Source organism: Limnohabitans sp. DCL3, from assembly GCF_048019295.1.
GTDB lineage: Bacteria > Pseudomonadota > Gammaproteobacteria > Burkholderiales > Burkholderiaceae_C > Limnohabitans_A.
The window spans coordinates 1,457,703-1,475,862 of record NZ_CP171842.1 but is presented as its reverse complement, the minus strand read 5'-3'; the positions used below and the strand labels follow the sequence as shown (position 1 = coordinate 1,475,862).

10 protein-coding genes are annotated in these 18,160 nt (G+C 60.0%); 4 read left to right on the top strand and 6 right to left on the bottom strand.

What is annotated here, in order from left to right:
* Positions 1-32: 32 nt before the first annotated feature.
* Both ACHEXK_RS06630 and ACHEXK_RS06625 read left to right on the top strand, forming a co-directional pair.
* Positions 33-806 carry a foldase protein PrsA gene (locus ACHEXK_RS06630; protein WP_416548583.1) on the top strand — a complete coding sequence of 258 codons (774 nt, stop codon included), beginning with the start codon at positions 33-35 and terminating at the stop codon, positions 804-806.
* A 392-nt stretch (positions 807-1,198) separates the two neighbouring features.
* The gene (locus ACHEXK_RS06625) at positions 1,199-3,169 is read left to right on the top strand and encodes a peptidase U32 family protein (protein WP_416548582.1); all 1,971 of its coding nucleotides are present in this window, start codon (positions 1,199-1,201) and stop codon (positions 3,167-3,169) included.
* 21 nt (positions 3,170-3,190) lie between these two features.
* On the opposite strand, the gene ACHEXK_RS06620 is transcribed toward ACHEXK_RS06625, so the two are convergent.
* From ACHEXK_RS06620 to ACHEXK_RS06600, 5 genes are all read right to left on the bottom strand, one after another.
* A complete protein-coding gene (locus ACHEXK_RS06620) occupies positions 3,191-6,589 on the bottom strand; it encodes an SNF2-related protein (protein WP_416548581.1) in 3,399 nt (1,132 codons plus the stop codon).
* A gap of 12 nt (positions 6,590-6,601) precedes the next feature.
* Entirely contained in the window at positions 6,602-10,693 is a 4,092-nt protein-coding gene (purL, locus tag ACHEXK_RS06615) for a phosphoribosylformylglycinamidine synthase (RefSeq protein ID WP_416548580.1), read from the bottom strand.
* A 198-nt stretch (positions 10,694-10,891) separates the two neighbouring features.
* Positions 10,892-12,235 carry an NAD(P)H-dependent oxidoreductase gene (locus ACHEXK_RS06610; protein ID WP_416548579.1) on the bottom strand — a complete coding sequence of 448 codons (1,344 nt, stop codon included), beginning with the start codon at positions 12,233-12,235 and terminating at the stop codon, positions 10,892-10,894.
* The gene (locus tag ACHEXK_RS06605) at positions 12,232-13,104 is read right to left on the bottom strand and encodes a phytanoyl-CoA dioxygenase family protein (protein ID WP_416548578.1); all 873 of its coding nucleotides are present in this window, start codon (positions 13,102-13,104) and stop codon (positions 12,232-12,234) included. The genes ACHEXK_RS06610 and ACHEXK_RS06605 overlap by 4 nt, the downstream gene beginning before the upstream one ends.
* The gene (locus ACHEXK_RS06600) at positions 13,101-13,787 is read right to left on the bottom strand and encodes a GntR family transcriptional regulator (protein ID WP_416548577.1); all 687 of its coding nucleotides are present in this window, start codon (positions 13,785-13,787) and stop codon (positions 13,101-13,103) included. Before ACHEXK_RS06600 ends, ACHEXK_RS06605 begins: the two co-directional genes overlap by 4 nt.
* Positions 13,788-13,935: 148 nt before the next feature.
* Here ACHEXK_RS06600 and map point away from each other — a divergent pair, with 148 nt between their 5' ends.
* Both map and ACHEXK_RS06590 read left to right on the top strand, forming a co-directional pair.
* Positions 13,936-14,751: a type I methionyl aminopeptidase gene (map, locus tag ACHEXK_RS06595; RefSeq protein WP_416548576.1), complete on the top strand. Its 816-nt coding sequence runs from the start codon at positions 13,936-13,938 to the stop codon at positions 14,749-14,751.
* Between the two features lie 28 nt (positions 14,752-14,779).
* The gene (locus ACHEXK_RS06590) at positions 14,780-17,401 is read left to right on the top strand and encodes a [protein-PII] uridylyltransferase (protein ID WP_416548884.1); all 2,622 of its coding nucleotides are present in this window, start codon (positions 14,780-14,782) and stop codon (positions 17,399-17,401) included.
* A gap of 7 nt (positions 17,402-17,408) precedes the next feature.
* On the opposite strand, the gene ACHEXK_RS06585 is transcribed toward ACHEXK_RS06590, so the two are convergent.
* The gene (locus ACHEXK_RS06585) at positions 17,409-18,125 is read right to left on the bottom strand and encodes a GntR family transcriptional regulator (RefSeq protein ID WP_416548575.1); all 717 of its coding nucleotides are present in this window, start codon (positions 18,123-18,125) and stop codon (positions 17,409-17,411) included.
* Positions 18,126-18,160 lie beyond the last annotated feature (35 nt).

Genomic DNA, 18,160 nt, shown 5'->3' with positions numbered 1-18,160 from the left:
GAACTTGACGCCCTGTCATTGAGGAAAAAACGATGAAAAAGCAAATGCTCAGCGCCGCATTGGTGGCCATTCTGGCGGTACCCGCTCTCGCGCAAAATTTGGCTGTGGTCAACGGCAAGCCTGTGCCCTCTTCCCGTGTCAAAGCATTGCAGCAACAAGTCGAAGCGTCCGGCCGCCCCGTCACACCGGAAGTGCTCGACCAGATCAAGCAAGAGTTGATTGCCCGCGAAGTCTTCATGCAAGAAGCCCGCAAACGCGGCTTGGACGCCAGTGACGACTACAAAACGCAGCTCGAATTGGCCCGCCAGACGATTTTGATTCGCCAGCTGTTTGCTGACTTTCAAAAGAAAAACCCTGTCACCGATGCGGACATCAAAGCCGAATACGACAAATTTGCGGCAGCCAATGGGGGCAAGGAATACCGTGCCCGCCATATCTTGGTGGACAAAGAAGATGAGGCCAAGGCCCTGATTGCCGACATCAAAAAAGGCGGCAGCTTCGAAGACTTGGCAAAAAAAGCTTCCAAAGACCCAGGCTCGGGCGCCAATGGTGGTGACCTCGATTGGGCTGCTGCTGCCAGTTATGTGCCGGAGTTTTCGGATGCCATGGTCAAACTGGCCAAAGGCCAAATGACCGATGCGCCCGTCAAGAGCCAGTTTGGCTTTCACATCATCCGCGTCGATGACGTGCGCGAAGCCCAGTTGCCCAAGCTGGAAGAAGTCAAACCCCAGATTTCGCAGCAGCTGCAACAGCAAAAGCTCGGCGCTTTCCAGGAAGGCCTGCGCGCCAAAGCCAAGATCCAGTGATCTGTGCTTTGCGCCTCTGAAAAACGCGACTTCGGTCGCGTTTTTTGTTGTTGGGTTGCAGTGGCGCTGTAGTCAAAAGGCATGGGCGCGCCCAGGGGCTCAGAGGCGCTTCGCTTTGCCACAACGCCCCTGGCCGCGCCCATCCTTTTTGAACGCGTGTCTTGGGGCATCCGAGCACCGGTCGGTCGACGACCTGTGCCCTGTCAGGGCTTTGTGGATCAACATGTTCCTTCGACGCGGAAGCGCCGACCTGCAAACACAGAATCACCGCCTGAAGCGGTGGGCACTGGCCGGGGCGATGTGGCAAAGCGAAGCGCCTCTGAGCCCCGGCCAGTGCCCGCCGCATCTGGCTTGCTCGCACATCAACGAGCAAGCTGGGATAATCCCAGGCCATGCAGCCTCACCACCTCGAACTCCTCGCCCCCGCCCGCACCTTCGACATCGGCATCGAAGCCATCAACCATGGCGCCGATGCGGTCTACATTGGTGGCCCTTCTTTTGGGGCGCGGTCCACGGCCGACAACTCGGTTCAAGACATCGCCAAGCTGGTGCACTACGCGCACCGCTTTCACAGCCGCATCTTTGTCACGCTCAACACCATCTTGCGTGACGATGAGCTCGAAGGTGCCCGCAAATTGGCTTGGCAGTTGTATGACGCAGGTGTGGACGCGCTGATCATCCAAGACATGGGCTTGCTCGAGATCGACATGCCGCCGATCCAGCTGCATGCCAGCACGCAAACCGACATTCGCACCCCCGAAAAAGCCAAGTTCTTGCAAGACGCAGGTTTGAGCCAGATCGTGCTCGCCCGCGAACTCACACTGCCGCAGATCAGTGCGATCCGTGACGTGATCGACACCGAGCGCACGGTGATTGAATTTTTTGTACACGGCGCTTTGTGTGTCGCCTACAGTGGCCAGTGCTTCATCAGCCACGCCCACACCGGCCGCAGCGCCAACCGGGGCGACTGTTCACAAGCCTGCCGCCTGCCCTACGAAGTCAAAGACGCTCAGGGCCGCATCGTGGCGCACGACAAGCATGTGCTGAGCATGAAAGACAACAACCAGAGCGACAACCTCCGTGCGCTGGTGGACGCGGGCATTCGCAGCTTCAAAATCGAAGGCCGCTACAAGGACATGGCCTATGTGAAAAACATCACCGCCCACTACCGCACATTGTTTGACGAGGTGCTCGCCGAGCGCCCCGAACTGGCGGCGTCTTCACACGGCCGTTGCACCTTCAGCTTTGAGCCGGACCCGAACCAGAACTTCAACCGCGAGTTCACCGACTATTTTGTACAAGGGCGCAAGGACGACATAGGTGCCTTCGACACGCCCAAGAATCCTGGTCAACCCATTGGCTGGGTCAGCAAAGTCACGCCCGAACACGTTGAAATCACCACCGACGACGCGACCACAGCACTGCACAACGGCGACGGCCTGTGCTACTACGACCTGCAAAAGGAGTTGGTGGGTCTGCAGATCAACCGCGCTGAAGCCACCAAGGTCAAAGGCGTGTGGAAGCTTTATCCCAAAGACCCGATGGACGGTTTCAAGGACTTGCGCAAAGGCGTTCAGGTCAACCGCAACCGCGACATGAGCTGGGTGCGCACGCTGGACAAAAAGTCTGCCGAGCGCCGCATGGGCGTGTGGATGCAGCTGGCCGAAAATGACAAGGGCCTGCAACTGACGCTGACCGACGAAGCGGGCCACACCGGCTCTGCCCAAATGGCCGTTGTTTGGCAAGCGCCTAAAGACCTGGCGCAAGCCGAAGACAAACTCAAAACAGCCTTGGGCAAACTGGGTGACACCCTGTTTGAGCCGCTGGATGTTCAAGTTGCCCTGCCTCGCCCTTGGTTTGTGCCGCCTTCCCAGCTCAACGCCTTGCGCCGAGACGCCGTTCAAGCCCTGGAAGCCGCCCGTGCGGAAGGCCTGCACCGCCTGCCGCGTGCGGTGCCTGTCGAGCCGCCCGTGGCCTACCCGGAAGACACTCTGTCCTATTTGGCCAATGTGTTCAACCAAAAGGCCCGTGACTTCTATGCCCAACACGGCGTCAAGGTCATCGATGCGGCCTATGAAAGCCAGGAAGAGTTGGGTGAAGTCAGCCTGATGATCACCAAGCACTGCGTGCGTTTTAGCCTCAGTCTTTGCCCCAAGCAAGCCAAAGGTGTGACCGGCGTGCAAGGCACCGTCAAGGCTGAGCCCATGCAACTGATCAATGGCAAAGAAAAACTCACGCTTCGCTTTGACTGCAAACCGTGCGAAATGCACGTGGTGGGCAAGATCAAAAAGTCGGTGCTGAACGCCGTACCGGAAAGCCCCATTCAGTTTTACAAATCAAGGCCGGTGGTTGGGTTGCACTGATGGACTCCCGCGTCCCAAGGATCATCCCAGCGGCTTGAAGAGTTCGTTCAGATCCGACTCGCCAAACAGCGGCTCTTGACGCTGGACAGCCCCTGAATACATGTCTTGAGCAAGCTGTGCTTTGCGCTCCTGCAAAGCCAACATGCGCTCTTCAATGGTGCCTTGCGCGACCAGCTTGAGCACCCACACGCTTTGGGTTTGGCCAATGCGGTGAGCGCGGTCGGTCGCTTGGTTTTCGACAGCCGGGTTCCACCAAGGGTCGTAATGGATCACGGTGTCGGCCTGCGGCAAGTTCAGGCCCACGCCCCCGGCTTTGAGGCTGATGAGGAACAATGGCACCTGCCCACTGGTGAACTGGTCAATGATGGCGTCGCGGTTTTTGCTTTGGCCCGTGAGCTTGACCCAAGGGATACCCAGGCGCGGCAGCTCTTGTTCGATCAAGCCCAGCATTTGGGTGAACTGTGAGAACAACAAAATCTTGCGGCCTTCTGCCACCATCTCGGGCAACATGTCCAGCAGCTGCTCCAGCTTGGCCGATGGCTTGACCAGGTTGGCCGAACCCATTTTGAGCAATCGCGGGTCACAGCAAACTTGGCGCAGCTTGAGCAGCGCGTCGAGGATGGTGATTTGCGATTTGGCCAAGCCTTGGGTGTTCAAGGCGTCGCGCACGGTTTTCTCCATACCGAGACGAATGGTCTCGTACAGATCGGCTTGTGCGCCTTGCAGGGGCACCGGCATCAGGGTCTCGATCTTGGGCGGCAACTCGCTGGCCACCACGTCCTTGGTTCGACGCAGCATGAAGGGTGTGATGCGCTTGCGCAACTGATCTAACTTGTCGCTGTTGCCTTGGCGCTCGATGGGATTGCGGAACAGCTCGCCAAAGCGTTTTTGACTGCCCAGAAAGCCGGGCATCAAAAAGTGAAACAGGCTCCACAACTCACCCAAGTGGTTTTCCATGGGGGTGCCCGACAAGCACAGGCGATGCGTGGCCGGAATGTCGCCCACGGTTTGAGCGGCGTGGGTGTTGGCGTTCTTGATGTTTTGCGCTTCGTCCAGCACCAGCAGGTGCCAATCGATGGCCATCCACAGCTCGCGGTCACGGTGCAGCAAAGAGTAAGGGGTGAGCACGATGTCAAAACCACTCAGGTCTTGTGCCGTCTCATGCCGCAACAGGCCATGGTGAATGTGGGTGCGCAGCGTTGGACAAAAGCGGGCCGCTTCACGCTGCCAGTTGCCCAACAAACTCACAGGCGCCACGATCAGGGCAGGTTGCACAAGGCGGCCCGCTTCCTTTTCAGTCAGGATATGCGCCAGCGTTTGCAAGGTTTTTCCCAAACCCATGTCGTCGGCCAGAATGCCAGCCAGATGGTGCGTGCGCAAAAACTGCAACCAATTGAGGCCTTGCTGTTGGTAGGGCCGCAAGGTCGCCTGCAACGTGGCTGGGACAGGCACTTCGGGCAAGCTGTCAAGCCCACGCATTTGTTGCACCAAATTCATCAGGCTTTGTGCGCCGGCCCAGGCCACGCCCTCGCCCAAAGAGGCCGCGGTGCGCAGGGCCTCCAAGCGCGACAGCCGCAGCCCATCCCCGCTCCAGTCGCGACCGCGCTCGGACACCAACTCCATCAAAGTGCTCAGCCAAGGCTCAATTTTCACAGTGGGCAGTTTGACGAAACCCTCACCCTTCAAGTCGGGCAGGTACAGAAATGGCGGCAGTGTGGCTTTTTCACCCTCAGCGGTGGCACTGGTGATTTGCGCCAAGGTCGTCAAAATCGCAGGCACCCAAGGCAAGATGTTGACCCGCTGACCGTCGATGTCCATACCCAGCGATAAATCGAACCAAGGCGAGGTGTCAGGGGCTTCGGAATCCCCCGACAAATCAATGTGAACATCATCGGCTCGACGCAGCCAAGGCGTGGCGCCTGAAATGAAATGCACCTCCAGGCCCGCTTGGCGCAAAGGTGCAAAGTCGCTCTCCACCCACTCCAGCCAGAGCTGCTGAGATTGCGCTGGCGGCAGCATCAGCATGTTGGCGTCAAAATTGACCAGCCCCAAGGCGGCAGCGGCATCCCAAGCTTCGCGTTCACGCGAGAGATCGCGCAGCAACATGCGCGCTTGTTTGCCTTGCCCCACCAGCACGCGGCTTTGGTTGTTAGGCCAGAAGCCAAAGTGACCGTCGTAGTCAAATGACAATTCAGCCAAGAAGAGGCCCTGCAAACCTCGGTCTGCGGGGTGCACAGGCGCAATGTCGAGCACCGCACGGGGCTTGACGTCCCGGATTTCGGGCATCTGCTGGATCACCGGCGGCAAAGGAACAGGGCCTAGCCGCTCAAGCAATTGATTCTGAAACTTGAAGGCCACGCTCTCGGGCATCACGGGCGAGTTGGACAAGACTTGCAGCTCGTTGGCACTCAGGCCTTGCGTGTCCAGCGGACCGCAAAGGCCCTGCAATGTGTCCATGAAAAATGGCGGCTGGTTCAAACCAAACACCACACCTTGGCGCTGCGCTTGCATGCTCAGCTGCCAGCCGTCTGGCCCATGGTCATGGCCCTGGACTTCACGCCATGTCCCAACCAAGGTTTCAGGGGCGTCTTGCCATTGCAAAGCAATGCCATCGCCAGACACCAAGCGTCCCGTTTGACTGCACAACTGCAACAACAACTGGCCAGGCATGCCGTGCAGCTTGACCTCGCTTTGAAACCCATATGAGCTGAAGCTGCTGGAAGGCGGGCAGGCCTTGAGCAGGTCAAAAACATCACGGTCCAGCGGGCTGCTGGTTTGCCAAATTGGGTCGTGCGCCGAAGGCTCACTGCTCAGCTTTTTGGCTTTGCCCCATTCACCGTTGCGTTTTTGTGCGGCCCGTTTCACCGCCAAGTGAAACACGGGTTTGTAGGCGGTTTGCACGACGGACAAGCTGTAGACAAACTGGTCTTGGGTGGTGCCGGGCAAAGTGTAGGCCGCAGGGCCATTGGCATTTTCCAGGCGGTTGAGCCAATCGCGCACCTGGTACTCTGCCTGGCTGAGCGCCCGCTCTTTTTCCATTTGAGAGCGCCGCTCCAGGACTTCGAGCGAAGGGCCATCAGGACCCCAATCGTTGAGCAAGGCCAAACCTTGCATCGAAGCCAAAATACCCAGGGCCGCACCATGCTTGCAGTAACGCCCCACTGGGCAGGTGCAGCCGCTGCGCCACTCGCTCAAATTGCCCCCAGCACTCACGCGCAATTCGGCATTGACCGAGTACGGTTGCGCATCGTTGCCTTGCACTTGGCCTTGCAAGCGCCAGCCGTCTCCGTCGGGTGACAACTGGGAGGACAAGACCTTGTCTTGCAAATACAAAGTGGTGCCGCGTGACCAGGCACCCTGGTCAAAGTAATAAGCCAGTTGCGAGGGCGGGAACCACTGGGCGGGGTTGGTGGACTTCATGCGCGCGACAGATCAACCCACCCATTGGCGGGCGTTTTGCCACACGCGCAGCCAGGGGCTGGTGGCATTGACGTCGCCACGTGTCCAGCTCATTTGCACGTTGCGGAACACGCGCTCGGGGTGGGGCATCATGGCTGTGAAGCGTCCATCGGCCGTGGTCACCGCCGTCAAACCACCTGCGCTGCCGTTGGGGTTGAAGGGGTACTGTTCGGTGGCTTGGCCGTGGTTGTCGACAAAGCGCATCGCACCAATGGCTTGGCCCGCATCGCCACGGTGCTTGAAATTGGCAAAGCCTTCGCCGTGGGCCACGGCAATCGGCAAGCGGCTGCCGGCCATGCCTTGCAAGAACAAACTGGGCGATTCGAGCACCTCGACCATGGACAGGCGGGCTTCAAAGCGCTCGCTCTGGTTGGTGGTGAAACGAGGCCAGGCCTCGGCACCGGGAATGATGTCGGCCAGTTCGGCAAACATCTGGCAACCGTTGCACACGCCCAGACCGAAGGTGTCGAGACGACCAAAGAAAGCTTTGAACTGCTCGGCCAAAGCGGGGTTGAAGGTGATGCTGCGGGCCCAGCCCACGCCTGCGCCCAGGGTGTCGCCGTAACTGAAACCGCCACAGGCCACCAGACCTTTGAAATCGGCCAAGTGGGCGCGGCCCGATTGCAAATCGGTCATGTGCACGTCGTGCGACTCAAAGCCTGCGATGTGGAAGGCATAGGCCATTTCCACATGGGAGTTGACGCCCTGCTCGCGCAGGATCGCCACTTTGGGGCGAGACAGGTTCAGGTATGGCGCAGCCACGTCATCGGTCGGGTCAAAGCTCAGCGTCACATGCATGCCGGGGTCGTCGGCGCGACCAGCGCCAGCGTGCTCGGCATCGGCGCAAGTGGGGTTGTCGCGCTGCTGGCAAATCTTCCAGCTCACGCTGTCCCAGACCTGGTGCAGGTCTTCGAGTTTTGCAGCAAACACCTCCTTGGTGTCGCGCCAGATGCTGAGTTCGCCCACGCCTTTTTGAATGGTCGATTGTGTTGGACGGGTTTTGCCGATCACGTGTGTGTGCTTGGACAGGCCAAATTCGCGCAGGGTTTGCAGCACCGCATTGCGCTCGGCCGTGCGCACCTGCAACACCACGCCCAGTTCTTCGTTGAACAGTGCTTTGAGTGTGAGCTCGTCGCGACGGGCGCTGACCTGGCCTGCCCAGTTTTTGGCATCGCCGTGGTCGGCGCGGCTGTCGGTAATGCCGTCGCCTTCGGTCACCAACATGTCCACATTCAGCGCAACACCCACATGGCCCGCAAAAGCCATTTCGGCAACAGCCGCGAGCAAGCCGCCGTCACTGCGGTCGTGGTAAGCCAAGATCTGGCCTTGGGTACGCAAGGTGTTGATGGCTTTGACCAAGTTGACCAGCGCCTGCGGGTCATCCAGATCAGGCACGCTGTCCCCAAACTGACCCAGCACCTGGCCCAAGACGCTACCGCCCATGCGGTTGAGGCCTTGGCCCAGGTCAATCAAAAGCAAACTGGTGTCATCGGTTTGCGCGTCCAGCTGCGGCGTCAAAGTGCCGCGCACATCGGGCAAGCTGGCAAAGGCGGTGATGATCAGGCTGACGGGCGAGGTGACTTTGCGGGTCTCACCATCGGAACTTGAATCGCCCTTCGGTACGGTCCACTGCGTGCGCATCGACAAGCTGTCCTTGCCCACCGGGATCGAGATGTCGAGCGCCGGGCACAGTTCCATGCCCACGGCCTTGACAGTTTCATAGAGCGCGGCGTCTTCGCCCGGCTCGCCACAGGCGGCCATCCAGTTGGCCGACAGCTTGACGCGGGGCAACTCAATCGGCGCGGCCAGCAAATTGGTGATGGCCTCGGCCACGGCCATGCGGCCGGACGCTGCAGCGTTGAGCGAGGCCAGCGGCGTGCGCTCGCCCATGCTCATGGCTTCGCCCGCAAATCCGGCGTAATCGGCCAGGGTCACGGCCACGTCAGCCACAGGCACTTGCCAAGGGCCCACCATTTGATCGCGGTGGGTCAGCCCCCCGACAGCGCGGTCGCCGATGGTGATGAGGAAACGCTTGGACGCCACCGTGGGGTGGCTCAGCACATCGATCACGGCCTTTTGCAGGCTCACGCCGGTCAAATCCATGGCGGGCGATTGGCGCATCACGGTCGTCACGTCGCGCTGCATTTTGGGCGGCTTGCCCAGCAACACATCCATCGGCATGTTGACTGCGACCCCCACGCTCCCCACTTCGTGGGGTTCGCTGCCCCCCGAGGGGGCTGTGCTTGCTTGGGACGGCCCGGCGCTGCGCACGGGCGGCTCTTGGCCTTTGTCTTCCAGCACCAGTTGGCGCTCTTCGGTGGCCACGCCGATCACGGCAAACGGGCAACGCTCACGCTCGCAAAAGGCTTTGAACTGGTCCAAAGACGCGGGCGCGATGGCCAGCACATAGCGTTCTTGGCTTTCGTTCGACCAAATTTCCTTGGGCGACAGACCGGACTCTTCCAGTTGCACGGCACGCAAATCAAAACGTGCGCCACGGCCAGCGTCGTTGGTCAGCTCGGGGAAGGCGTTGGACAAACCGCCCGCGCCCACGTCGTGGATGGCCAAAATCGGGTTGGCCGCACCTTGTGCCCAGCAGTGGTTGATGACCTCTTGCGCCCGCCGCTCGATCTCAGGGTTGCCGCGCTGCACCGAGTCAAAGTCCAGATTCGCTGCGTTGGTGCCGGTGGCCATGGAACTGGCCGCGCTGCCGCCCATGCCGATGCGCATGCCAGGGCCACCCAGCTGGATCAGCAAGCTGCCCGCAGGGAATTCGATCTTTTTGGTTTGCTCGGCGTCGATCTGACCCAAACCACCCGCGATCATGATGGGCTTGTGGTAACCCCGCACCACGCCGTCGACGGTCTGCTCGTATTCACGGAAATAGCCCAGCAAATTGGGGCGGCCAAATTCGTTGTTGAAGGCCGCGCCACCCAGCGGGCCTTCGGTCATGATTTGCAAGGGGCTGGCAATGTGCTCGGGTTTGCCGCCGGGCTGGTCGCTCAAGCCACCCCACAACTTCGACACGGTAAACCCACTCAAACCCGCTTTGGGCTTGGAGCCTCGGCCCGTGGCGCCCTCATCGCGGATTTCGCCGCCTGCGCCCGTGGATGCGCCGGGAAATGGGGAAATCGCCGTCGGGTGGTTGTGGGTCTCAACCTTCATGAGCACATGGTGAATGGCCTGTTCGGCTTGGTAAGCCGCGCCCTGCTCTGCCCTGCGTGCGACAAAGCGCTCTACCGTGTGCCCTTCCATCACCGATGCGTTGTCCGAATAAGCCACCACCGTGTGCTGCGGGCTGTGCTGGTGGGTGTTGCGGATCATGCCAAACAGGCTCTTGGGCTGGGCCACGCCGTCGATGGTGAATTCGGCGTTGAAAATCTTGTGGCGGCAGTGCTCGCTGTTGGCCTGCGCGAACATCATCAGCTCCACATCGGTGGGGTTGCGCGCAAGGCCCGTGAACGCCTGGACCAAATAATCGATCTCGTCGTCGGCCAGGGCCAAGCCCCAGTCTTTGTTGGCCGTCTCCAGCGCGCTGCGCCCCCCTGACAGCACATCCACATGCGCCATGGGCGCGGGCTCGAGTGCTGTGAACAAAGCGCCAGCATCGCCTCGGCTGGTCATGGCCGATTCGGTCATGCGGTCATGCAGCACGGCGGCCATTTGAGCCAGTTGCTCGGCCGACAATTGGGCCTTGCTGAAAAAGCCGGATTTCAGTATCAAACGGTATTCCGTCAGCCGCTCCACCCGGCGCACTGCAAAACCGCAGTTGCGGGCGATGTCCGTCGCCTTGGAGGCCCAGGGCGATACCGTGCCAATGCGTGGACTGACCACAATCACAGGGCCATCGGTGGGGCCGGCGTAGGGCTCGCCGTAGGTCAGCAGTGCCGCCAGCGTGTTGTGTTGGGTGTCCTCCAAAGGCGCCGTGGTGGCCACGAGATGGACAAAACGGGCGGCAATGCCCTGGATCTGGGGCGAGATTTCAGCCAGACGTGGCAAAAGCTGGGCCATGCGAAAGTCGCTGAGGGCGCTGGCGCCTTCAAAAGTCGTGATGTGCAGGGACACGGGGTGACCTTGTAAAGAGACGGAATACCGTTGTTCCGGGGCCGCTGACTGGGGCTGACCGGCAAAGGCGGTATTTTAACGGGGGAAACCCTTATGAAATGTCTTGAGGGACGGATCTGACCACTGTGTTTTTTCAAGACACCCCAGGGCGTGCTGCGCTAGCGGCACGGTTTTGCATGCCGCTTGAACAAGGGGCCATTAACCCAGCACAGAACGGGCTTCCATTTCGCGGCGAATGTTGTAGGCATGGGTGGTGGTGTCCATGGCCACATCGTCCCAGCTGAGGCTTTGGCCCTTGGCCACGGGACGAAGGACCTTCACGCCGTGGGCCAAGCCCAAGGGCACACCGCCCATGCGCTTGGAGGTGGCCGCTGGCAGCAACTTGCCCCAAACGGTGTAGCCGCCCTCGCCGTCCAGCATGTCGCCGGGCTTCAAGTCGCGCTTGGCGGTGGCCACCACGTCGGCGTTCCAGCCGATGGCCACACCCGTGGGTTCGTTGCGCAGGGCCACACTCGCCACGCTCACCCCCACTTCAAGGCCAATCAGGTGCCAACGCTTGTAAAGCGTGAAGTAACGGCCGGAAGGATCGGTATGGGCGTTGTACTCTTCAAAGCAGTTTTTGATGTAGTCGGTCTCCGCCTCCACCGTGACCCACACGCCCATGCGGATGTCGTAAGGGATTTTGCGGCCATCGGTCTCCAGGCTCGAGATCACCTCGACCATGCCTTTGCGCTCCAGCACACCGCCTTCCGCGATTGGGCGGGTGACGTAGGGGATGTCTTCCACGCTGGCCGGCGGGTACAGCAAACCGTTGCTGGGCACACCCAAACCCGTGGCATTGGACACCGCCGTGCTCTCGATCGAGGGCTTGGAGCCGTCCAAAAAGCTGTTGAACATCTTCGGGTTCAGACCCCCGCGCTCGGCCTGCTCGGGTGTCAAACCGTAATAGCCCCACACCGTCTCCGGGGTGGACTCGGCAAAATGCGGCAACCATTTATGTCCACGGCCTGCTGCCACCACCGGAAAACCGCAGGTGCGGGCCCAATCCACCAAGTCGCAAATGAGCGCTGGCTGATCCCCAAAGGCCAATGAGTAGACCACGCCCGCTGCCTGAGCTCGGGTGGCCAGCAAGGGCCCGCAAAAAGCGTCTGCCTCGACCGTCACGTTGACCACATGCTTGCGGTGAGCAAAGGCCTCCAAAATGTGGTCCACCGCATGCAGGGGGGAGCCGGTGCATTCCACGATCACGTCCACCGCCGGATGTCGGACCAGGCTTTGCCAGTTGTCGCCCACATGGGTGGTGCCGTTTTTGACGGCGTCGTCCAAGCTGGTGGCGGTGAGGCGCTCGGGCGCCCAGCCGACACGAGCCAAGTTGGCGCGGGCGTTGTCGGGTGATAGGTCGGCAATGCCCACCAGGTGCACGCCGGGGGTACGGGGAATCTGCGCCAAGTACATGGAGCCGAATTTGCCCGCCCCGATCAGGCCAATGCGGATGGGGCGGTTTTCGGCGGCGCGTTGCAAGAGTTTAGCGTGCAGGTTCATGCGGCTTCTTTCAAAACATCGAGCGAGGTTTTCAGGGCACTTTCGGGCATGCCGCCCTTCCAAGGCAGATCCACCGGGTAGCTGTTGACCAGGCAGTCGTCGGGCAGGCAACGGATGGGTGTGAAGTCGCGGTGTGCGATGTATTCGGGACGCTTGTGGCGCCGGATGTGGTTGGACACCGCGCACAGGCTCAGGTAGACGCTCACCCGGTTCCATGGGGACAAATTGCTGGCCGAGGCATGCACCAAACAGCTGTGGAACAAAATCATCGAGCCCGCAGGCCCGGTCGGGCTGACGATGCCGCCGTCTTTGCCGCCTGCCCGCTCCACCAACTGGGCGATCAGGTCGTTGTCCACCGTCCACAGCGGGTAACTGGTGGTCGACAGGTCGTGTTGGGCCTTGACCACGCCCTTCTTGTGGCTGCCGGGGATGAACATCAGTGGGCCGTTAAAGGGGTTCACATCGTCCAAAAATATTGCCACGTTCATGGCCCGCTCGGTGGGCATCATGTCGTCGTTGAGCCATGTGCCGTAGTCCTGGTGCCATTGCCACACATCCCCCTCAAAAGCCATCTTGCCGTTGATTTTGAACTGGTGCATGTACAGCGCTTCACCAAACAGGTCTTGTACGGGCTCGATCATGCGGGGGTGGCGGGCCAACTTGGCAAACGGCTCGCTGTACATGTGGGCGGCAAAGTTGGTGCGCACCGCGTCACTGCCTTTTTCTCGCACGTTGTAGGCCTCTCGGCGGCTGTACAACTCGGGCACCGCCTCGGTCAGGCTTTGGGTCTCCTCGGGGCTGAACAGTCCGGGGAAAAACAAATAACCCTCTCGGTCAAACTGTTCCAATTGTTCAGGGGTGAGTCTCATGCTTGCGCTCCTGTTTTGAGGTTTTGAATTTTTTCGGAAAGTCGGGCGGTGAGTTGCACGCTGGCCTCGTGGGCGTGTTCTTGCACCAGGCGCACGGCCAAGTCGACGTCAGCTGCGCAGAGCGCATTGGCAATCGCTTCGTGTTCGTCCCAAACGGTTTGGCGCTGCTGCGAGGACTGCAGCACGGCGCCCATCACGCGCTGAAGATGGCGCCAGTGCAGCGCAATGCTTTGCGCAATGAGGGCGTTCCCAGAGGCTTGGTATACCGCTCGGTGAAAGGCCAAATCGGCCTGAATCATGGCCTGCACATCACGTGCTTGGTGGGCCAATCGGCCTTGGCGCAAGAGCCCAGGATCGATTTTCGCGCCTCGCTCAGCGGCCAAACGCACAGCCAGAGCATCCAAGCTGCCGCGAACTTGGTAGACCTGGGCAATCCAGTTCACATCGAGGGGTGTGACTTGCACGCCTCGGCCTGGGGCGTCTTCGACAAAACCATCTTTTTTGAGCAATCGGAGGGCTTGCAAGACAGGCTGTCTTGAGACGGCAAACCGTTGCGCCAAGTCTTCTTGCGTCAAGCGTTCACCGGGCGCCAGTGCGCCCTCGCTGATGGCGTCGAGCAAACGCGCATAAATTTGTTCCACAAGATCTGGGACCAACGTTAAGGGCAAAGGTGGAGAGCGCATGTCTGTATACAGAATACAAATTTTTCATACCGCCATGAATGCGTGTTAACCCTGTCCAGCCCTTGGGGCGTTCCCAGAGCAGGCCAGACACCGGGTCGATGGACAAGGGCGACAAACCCTGCGAGGTCTCAATGGGATAATCTGAACCATGACGATCAACCTCAAAACCGCCCAAGACATCGAAGGCATGCGTGTGGCTTGCCGCCTGGCCTCCGAAGTTCTCGATTACATCGAGCCCTTCATCAAGCCTGGCATCACCACCAACGAAATTGACAAGCTCTGCCACGACTACATGGTCGATGTGCAAGGCTGCATTCCGGCGCCTCTGAACTATGCACCGGGCGGCTACAAGCCCTACCCCAAGTCCATCTGCACCTCAATCAACCACCAGGTTTGCCACGGCATTCCTAATGACAAACCCCTCAAAAAAGGGGACTCGGTCAACATCGACATCACCACCATCAAGGACGGTTGGCATGGCGACACCAGCCGCATGTTCCATGTGGGTGAGGCCTCCATTGCCGCCAAGCGTTTGGCCACAGTGACCTATGAAGCCATGTGGAAGGGCATCGAACAGGTCAAGCCCGGCGCCCATTTGGGCGACATTGGCCACGCCATCCAGAAATTTGCCGAAGGTCACGGCTTTTCGGTGGTGCGCGAGTTTTGCGGCCACGGCATTGGACGGGGCTTCCACGAAGAGCCGCAAGTGCTGCACTACGGCAAGCCTGGCACCTTGGTCGAATTGGTGCCCGGTATGGTTTTCACCATCGAACCCATGATCAATGCAGGCAAGCGCGACATCAAAGAAATGGGAGACGGTTGGACCATTGTGACCAAAGACCATTCGCTGTCGGCCCAATGGGAGCACACGGTGGTGGTGACAGAAACAGGCTACGAGGTGTTGACCCTGTCGGCGGGCAGCCCTGCCCTCCCGACTTTCATCACCGACAAAGTCGCCGCTTGAAATGAAACCACTGGCCCAACAGGAAACCATGGCCGACTTGGCCCAGCTGCGCGAGACCTACAAACACGACAAAGCAGCCGTTTTGAACAGTCTGGCGCACAGCGGTGCTGTGGCCCGTGGGCTCAAGCAAACACTCAGGCAACTGTCCATCTTGGCCGATGGCCTCTTGATTGATCTGTGGCAGCACGCTGGGTTTGCCCCCGATGTGTGCTTGGTGGCCGTGGGGGGCTTCGGGCGGGCCGAACTGTTTCCTTACTCCGATGTGGACGTCTTGGTGCTTTTGCCCAATGGCCAGTCACCCGAAACATCGCCCGCACTGCAGGCGCAGCTCGAGCGCTTCATTGGCAGTTGCTGGGACACGGGCCTTGAAATCGGCGCCAGTGTGCGCACGCTGAGCGAGTGCTTGGCCGAATCGGCCAAAGACATCACGGTGCAGACCTCGCTGCTGGAATCGCGCCGTGTCACGGGCAACACCAGCTTGTTCACAGCGTTTCAAAATCAATACCAGTCGGCCATGGACCCCCAGGCATTTTTGGTGGCCAAGACGCTCGAAATGCGCCAGCGGCACACCAAATTTGAAGACACGCCCTACGCCCTGGAGCCCAACTGCAAGGAATCACCCGGCGGCTTGCGCGACTTGCAAGTGATTTTATGGGTGGCCCGCGCAGCAGGCCTGGGCCAAAGTTGGGACGAGTTGGCCCGCAAAGGCTTGGCCACCCCCCTGGAGGCACGGCAAATCAAACGCAACGAAGCGCTGCTGGGCCTGATCCGCGCACGCTTGCATTGGCACGCCAAGCGGCGCGAAGACCGCTTGGTGTTTGATTTGCAAACCAATGTGGCCGAGTCTTTTGGCTACGCGTCGGATGTGACGCCCGAGGGTCGCCTGGCCCTGCGAGCCAGCGAAAAATTGATGCGCCAATACTATTGGGCCGCCAAAGCCGTGACCCAGCTGAACCAGATATTGCTGCTCAACATCCAAGACCGCTTGCAAGCCGACCGGGGTGAGTCCATCAGCGATTTTCGGCCCCTGAACGAGCGCTTTTTTGAAAAGGCGGGCCTGATCGAAGTGGCCAGTGACGACTTGTACCAAAAGCACCCCCACGCCATCCTCGAGACCTTTTTGTTGTACCAAGCCACGCCAGGGGTCAAAGGCTTGTCAGCCCGCACACTTCGTGCACTGTACAACGTGCGCGCCATCATGAATGGGCGCTTTCGCGCCGATCCGGTCAACCGACAAACGTTTTTGCACATCTTGCAGCAGCCTCAAGGGGTCACGCATGCCATGCGCCTGATGAACGAAACTTCGGTGCTCGGCCGCTATCTCTGGGTGTTTCGACGCATTGTGGGCCAGATGCAGCATGACCTGTTTCATGCCTACACGGTGGACCAGCACATCCTGATGGTGCTGCGCAATGTGCGGCGCTTTTTCATGCCCGAGCACACGCACGAATACCCGTTTTGCTCGCAAGTGGCCGGTGGCTGGGACAAGCCCTGGATCTTGTACACCGCAGCCTTGTTTCACGACATCGCCAAAGGCCGGGGCGGCGACCACTCCAAGTTGGGCATTGCCGAAGTGCGCACTTTTGCACGCCAGCACAAACTGGACAAAGAAGATGCTCAGCTCATCGAGTTTTTGGTAGGCGAGCACCTGACCATGAGCCATGTGGCTCAAAAAGAAGACCTGAGCGACCCCGAAGTCATCCGCCGCTTTGCCCAGCGCGTGGGCAATGAGCGTCATCTGACCGCGCTGTATTTGCTCACCGTGGCCGACATCCGGGGCACCAGCCCCAAAGTGTGGAACGCTTGGAAGGGCAAGCTGCTCGAAGACCTGTACAAGGCCACTTTGCGCGTGCTGGGCGGCCGTGCCCCCGACGCCAATGCAGAAGTCGAGTCGCGCAAGCGCGAAGCCTTGATCGATCTGGCGCGCCACAGCGAACCCTTTGAAGGCCACAAAGCGTTGTGGGACACGCTCGATGTGGGCTACTTCATGCGCCACGATGCCTCTGACATCGCCTGGCATGCCCGCCAACTGTCACGCCACGTGGCCAAGCCCATCGAAGGCCCCGCCAGACCCATTGTGCGCGCGCGCCTATCGCCCGTGGGGGAAGGCCTGCAAGTGCTGGTGTTCACGCCCGATCAACCCGATTTGTTTGCCCGCATTTGCGGCCACTTTGACCAATCGGGCTTCAGCATCCAAGACGCCAAGATCCACACCACCCGCACAGGCTGGGCACTGGACACCTTCCAGATCGTCACGCACATGCTGCCCGAGCACTACCGCGAACTGCTCAGCATGGTCGAGTCGGGCTTGACCCACACCCTGGAAAAACAAGGCCCCCTGCCCCCCGCCACGCGGGGCCGGGTATCACGCCGCGTGAAAAGCTTTCCCATCACCCCGCGTGTCAGCTTGGACCCCGACGAGAAGGCCCAAAGCTGGCTGCTGAGCATCTCGGCCAGCGACCGCATCGGCCTGCTCTACAGCATCGCCAGCGTGCTGGCCCGTCACAGTCTGCATTTGCGCCTGGCCAAAATCAGCACCCTGGGTGAGCGTGTGGAAGACAGTTTCTTGATCAGCGGGGCCAAGTTGCAACACAACAAGGCGCAGATCGAGATCGAAACCGAATTGCTGGCCGCCCTGCAGCCGGGCTGAGCGCTCCTTATTGGCTCATCCTGGATGTGTAGCGGCACACCTGCGGATCAAACCAGGTTTTGGAAAATTCAGCGATCTCGTTGTTGGCCGTCCAAGACAGGCGCTCAATGTAACCTGCCGATTGATTCGCCAACAAGCCGATGGGCGGCACCGACCAAGACGGCGCTGCAGCCACACTGATTTGGTCTTCCACCCTTGCGATCCAGATGTTCAAGCGCTGTTGGTAGAACAAATACATCGAATCCCCCAAATCCTGCACATCCAAATCGAGGCAATGGCGGGCTGAAAACCAGATCTCTTCCAATGCCGCTGGCTTCTGGTTAAGAAAACGCATGCGGCGAACCCGCCAACACGGCGCGCTCTGCTGATCCTTGCCAAGAAGGTCGATGGGCGCCTGCTGCAAAGTCACATCCAAAATGTGCGCTGTAGGCAAGCCTGGACCCTCCATCAACTCGAGCCGAAACAATTCGTAAATTTGTTGTGAATGGTGTATTTGACGCACGTAAGTGCCTGAGCCTTGGATGCGCTCCAAGACCCCCTGCGCCTCCAGCAAAGCCAGCGATTTGCGCAAAGTGCCCACCGCCACCGACAAAGTCTGGGCCAATTCGGCTTCGGTGGGCAAGCGCTCGCCGCTGTGCCAATAACCCGCCTTGATCTGACGGGCCAACAACTCGGCAACTTGAAGGTACACCGGCAAAGGTTTGGCTGGGAGAGGAGCGTGCATGGGCGCAAGTATGACAAATAAATGGCCGATCTCGG

Coding starts and splice junctions, on each gene's coding strand:
- ACHEXK_RS06630 (WP_416548583.1), top strand. CDS start 33: ATGAAAAAGCAAATGCTCAGCGCCGCATTGGTGGCCATTCTGGCGGTA.
- ACHEXK_RS06625 (WP_416548582.1), top strand. CDS start 1,199: ATGCAGCCTCACCACCTCGAACTCCTCGCCCCCGCCCGCACCTTCGAC.
- ACHEXK_RS06620 (WP_416548581.1), bottom strand. CDS start 6,589: ATGAAGTCCACCAACCCCGCCCAGTGGTTCCCGCCCTCGCAACTGGCT.
- ACHEXK_RS06610 (WP_416548579.1), bottom strand. CDS start 12,235: ATGAACCTGCACGCTAAACTCTTGCAACGCGCCGCCGAAAACCGCCCC.
- ACHEXK_RS06605 (WP_416548578.1), bottom strand. CDS start 13,104: ATGAGACTCACCCCTGAACAATTGGAACAGTTTGACCGAGAGGGTTAT.
- ACHEXK_RS06600 (WP_416548577.1), bottom strand. CDS start 13,787: ATGCGCTCTCCACCTTTGCCCTTAACGTTGGTCCCAGATCTTGTGGAA.
- map (WP_416548576.1), top strand. CDS start 13,936: ATGACGATCAACCTCAAAACCGCCCAAGACATCGAAGGCATGCGTGTG.
- ACHEXK_RS06590 (WP_416548884.1), top strand. CDS start 14,780: ATGGCCGACTTGGCCCAGCTGCGCGAGACCTACAAACACGACAAAGCA.
- ACHEXK_RS06585 (WP_416548575.1), bottom strand. CDS start 18,125: ATGCACGCTCCTCTCCCAGCCAAACCTTTGCCGGTGTACCTTCAAGTT.